Annotated in this window: 4 protein-coding genes and 1 pseudogene; all 5 read right to left on the reverse strand. The window is 45.6% G+C overall.

What is annotated here, in order from left to right; all coding sequences use genetic code 11:
• Positions 1-890 (reverse strand): annotated as a pseudogene (locus AC2JC8_RS09160) (ATP-dependent DNA helicase RecG); the annotation flags it as partial.
• Positions 848-1846: a hypothetical protein gene (locus tag AC2JC8_RS09165; RefSeq protein ID WP_484419819.1), complete on the reverse strand. Its 999-nt coding sequence runs from the start codon at positions 1844-1846 to the stop codon at positions 848-850. The gene AC2JC8_RS09165 and the pseudogene AC2JC8_RS09160, both read right to left, overlap by 43 nt.
• Entirely contained in the window at positions 1843-2496 is a 654-nt protein-coding gene (gene tsf / locus AC2JC8_RS09170; RefSeq protein WP_484401769.1) for a translation elongation factor Ts, read from the reverse strand. The genes AC2JC8_RS09165 and tsf overlap by 4 nt, the downstream gene beginning before the upstream one ends.
• A 62-nt stretch (positions 2497-2558) precedes the next feature.
• Positions 2559-3278 carry a 30S ribosomal protein S2 gene (gene rpsB / locus AC2JC8_RS09175; RefSeq protein WP_255130957.1) on the reverse strand — a complete coding sequence of 240 codons (720 nt, stop codon included), beginning with the start codon at positions 3276-3278 and terminating at the stop codon, positions 2559-2561.
• A 102-nt stretch (positions 3279-3380) separates the two neighbouring features.
• Positions 3381-3929, reverse strand: a 549-nt coding sequence (locus AC2JC8_RS09180; RefSeq protein ID WP_484594584.1) for a glycosyltransferase family 2 protein, incomplete at its 5' end; no start/stop codon positions are given.

Consider the following 3929-nt stretch of genomic DNA (forward strand, 5'->3'; position numbering starts at 1 on the left):
ATCTGACGCGACTGCAACTTTGTATTAGGAGTTTCTAAAATCTCCAGCAATGGATCTTGAAGGCTGATGCCAAAACGGCTTTCCTTTACAAGACCACTAGCAGCAATCCTTGCACCAACAGGATATGAGCGCATTTGCTGATGAAGCCAAGCGGTGCTTGTAAAACGTCGGCCAGCCATAAATTTACTAATTTTCAGTTTTCCACTTGGATCTTGCAATTGCAAATCAAGAATAGAAAGATTTGGATTTTTGGGACTTACAAATGCATGGCAGCGCTTTACGGTTGCCACAATTGTTGCAGTTGAACCTGGCTGCAGGCTGCTAATTGGTACTAATTGGGAGTAATCAACATAATCCCTTGGGTAATGATGTAATAAATCTTTAACCAGCCATAAATTTATTTTTGCAAACTGTGTGGCTAGTTTTGCACTGATACCTTCAATCTGCCCAAGTGGCGTATTTAGATTAAAGGTAGATAGTTGACTAATACTTTCTAAAGCATCTATATTTATTTTTTCTAGCCGTAATCTTGGAAATAATGGGGGAGATGTAGGTTCAAGCTCTGTTCGCCATTGATGAAGACTACGTCGTAGATTAATTACAATTCGCTTTCTTTGATCTACTGATAAGCTGTTATAATTATTAAATACCTCTGCATAATTGAGCAGTTTTTGTTGCTGATCTGTTGTTAAACCACTTGGGGGCTGCGAGCATGATGCGGCTAAAAAAATATTAAATTGGCTGCGTTTGCCTTGAATATTTAAATAATCAGCTCCAGCTTCAAGGCCAAGGCTTTGCTGTAGCCGGGTAAACCACTGCCGTAATTCAAGTGATATTTGCCCTCCCTTCAAGAGATCGGAGTTTCGTCTTGGCGGCTGTCTTTGATCCACTGCTGTTCCGCTTTTCGGGTAGCCAGCTGCTGTTCCCAGTGCTGTGCTCTTCTCGCTATTCTGAGTAATTTTGTATTAATTTGGTTGATTCGCGCCCGAATAGAGCGTAATGATGGGTAGAGATATTCCATATCACTGCTGCGTAACAAAACCCCATGCAGCGAAAAATCTTCACTGCTGCCTATGGGATACGGCAAGGTTATCGCTATCAAATTCGCTGGAGCCGAGAGAACATCAGCACTACCCTCTTGCACTGCATCTAACAAGGCGATTGGCAAAACATTACGAATAAGACCTCTGCGATGCAACTCAACATTTACAGCATTACTAAGGTTTCTCAATCTACGATCAAGGGCAAAATCCCATGCCATCAACCAACGGTGCAGAGCGAGGGGCTCATGGGGCATTGGAAATGAATGCTGTAGATGTGATTCCCTTTTAAATGAGGCCGCAGCAAGCATCTGTTGAATTGCCTTAAAAGTAGCCGGAAGATTTTCTTCATCTTCTTGATTATTTTGACTAAAATCCCTCGGATTAAATCCGTCCATCAATGGAGCTAATTCCAAAGATAAGGAAATTGAACCTGGAGGCAGGTTTGATTCAACTACTTCATTTTCAAGTAGTTGCGGTTCAGGATCATGGTTCTGTAGCTTAATCGCGAGTTGTAAAAGCTGCTCAACGTTGAGAAAGCTTGAACAACGGCCACAAAGCCAACGGAGTCTTGTTCTAAATTTCCAGCGCACCTCTTCTTTGAGATTATTAAAATTTTCCGGTTGGTGCTGAGTAACTAATTGAAAAGTAGCTTGAAAAACAGAAGGTTCTAAATGAACTTTTAATATAGACAAATACTCTTCAAGCAAGGGGTAGATGGCAAGCACGGCCCTCTCTCCCTTAGCTTGAATTAAAGCAAGTTGAAGCAGGGGTTCAGAGGATGCCCCTATTTCGCCGTTAATCAAACAGCCATTGCAGCAACTTCAGCTGCAAAATCTGATTTTTCTACTGCAATACCCTCTCCTAGAGTGTATCTAGTGAAACGCCTTACTTGAATATTCTCACCCAGTATACCAGCAACTTGCTTAACTAATTCAGATACTGTTAAGGAACTATCCTTTATATAAGGTTGTTCAAGCAACGCTAACTCTTTTAATCTTTTTGCCACTCTACCTTCAACTATTTTTACCTTCATCGCCTCTGGTTTATTACCAAGATCATCACGACCTGACTCGATGGCAGATTCGCGTTCAGCCACTTCAGGGGGAATACTGTCTGTAGAAACAAACTCAACGTTTGGACATGCGGCAATCTGCATTGCAACATTACGAACCAGCTCTTGAAACTTTTCGCCCCTTGCAACAAAATCAGTTTCGCAATTTATCTCTACCAGCACTCCAACCCTAGCGCCGGTATGGATATAGCTTCCAACTGAACCCTCAGCGGCTGTGCGACCCACCTTCTTTTCAGCTGAAGAAATTCCTTTTTGTCGGAGCCATTCAGTAGCTTTTTGAAGATCGCCATCAACCTCCAGGAGTGCTTTTTTGCAATCCATCATCCCAGCGCCAGTTTGGTCGCGCAGTTCTTTAACTAGTTTCGCTGAAATTTCAGCCATAGGAGGCACTGGGGAGCAGGGCGGATTGTAGAGCGGAATGGAGCGGAGAAGAAGGAGGGAATTTAGCCCTCATCCTCCTGTTCGGCGCCTTGATCGTGGGCACCATGGCGGCCTTCATTAATAGCGTCTGCCAGGCGGCCAATCACCAACTGCACCGAACGAATTGCATCATCGTTGCAGGGAATGGGCACATCGCAGAGATCAGGATCGCAATTGGTATCCAACATTGAAACTAATGGGATATCTAGCTTTTGACATTCCAGAACCGCATTGTACTCGCGTTTTTGATCAACGAGCACCACAACATCTGGCAGGCGGCGCATATTTTTCAAGCCGCCAAGATACTTCTGAAGTCTGTCTAGCTCCCTGCGTAGCACCGCTGCTTCCTTTTTGGGACGCATGGCAATGGCACCGGAACTTTCCATCCGTTCCAAATCCTTAAGGCGATCAATCCTGGCCCTCATTGTGGTCCAGTTGGTGAGCATCCCCCCCAGCCAGCGCTGGTTTACGTAGCTGGCACCACAACGGGCAGCTTCTTGGGCGATAACTTCAGCTGCTTGCTTTTTAGTGCCTACAAAGAGGAAACGTTTGCCGGAACGAGCGGCACTGCGTGTCCATTTGTACGCATTGTTCATGCAGACGGCTGTCTGAACGAGGTCGATGATGTGCACACCATTGCGGGCGCAATGGATGTAGCGCTGCATCTTGGGATTCCAGCGGCGGGTCTGGTGGCCAAAATGGGCACCAGCCTCCATCATCTCGGAGAGGGTAACAACTGCCATCGGTGGGTTTCGGGTTGGCCACCACCCGCCAGGGAAGCTCGACCATTTGGTCTTACTTCACCCGAAACGTGCGGGTGTGCGGAATGAAAGAACTTACTAAACTTACCAGTTGGCCTGACGGGCTTGTTTAAACATTGCCTCTACACCAATCCGATTCAAGGGCAATCTCAGCAGTTCCATAGCCAAGCCAGGTTTTCCTATCTTGATTAACCAGGCCAGAAGGGGCTTCAAAGTATTCACATTCAAAATTCCACCGAGAGTTAACAAATCCCATAACAAGCGATGAAGGGCTGTGTATTGAATAATGAAACGCACTCTTCTGGTGGGATGTTTGCGATAAAAAACCAGGCCCATTCGGGCTCGTTCCTGCTCTTTTCGCACTAAATCTGGAAGTTGTTCAAGGCTTAAGGCTGGATGCCAGTGGTATCCCACCGCGGCAGGACAGCGTACTAACAAAACACCCATTCGCCGAAGCCGCTCGCCAAGTTCCAGATCTTCCCAGCCATAAAGCTGAAAGGCAGGGTCAAACAAACCCGATTGCAATAAAACACTGCGATCGATAGCTACATTTCCAGTTGCAAAATATGCCCAAGAGAGATCACTGAGCTTGTGGGGTTCACTGCATGGGAATTCAAAATTGTGGGTGTTTAT

Source organism: Synechococcus sp., from assembly GCF_982614295.1.

Coding starts and splice junctions, on each gene's coding strand:
- rpsB (WP_255130957.1), bottom strand. CDS start 3,278: ATGGCAGTTGTTACCCTCTCCGAGATGATGGAGGCTGGTGCCCATTTT.
- tsf (WP_484401769.1), bottom strand. CDS start 2,496: ATGGCTGAAATTTCAGCGAAACTAGTTAAAGAACTGCGCGACCAAACT.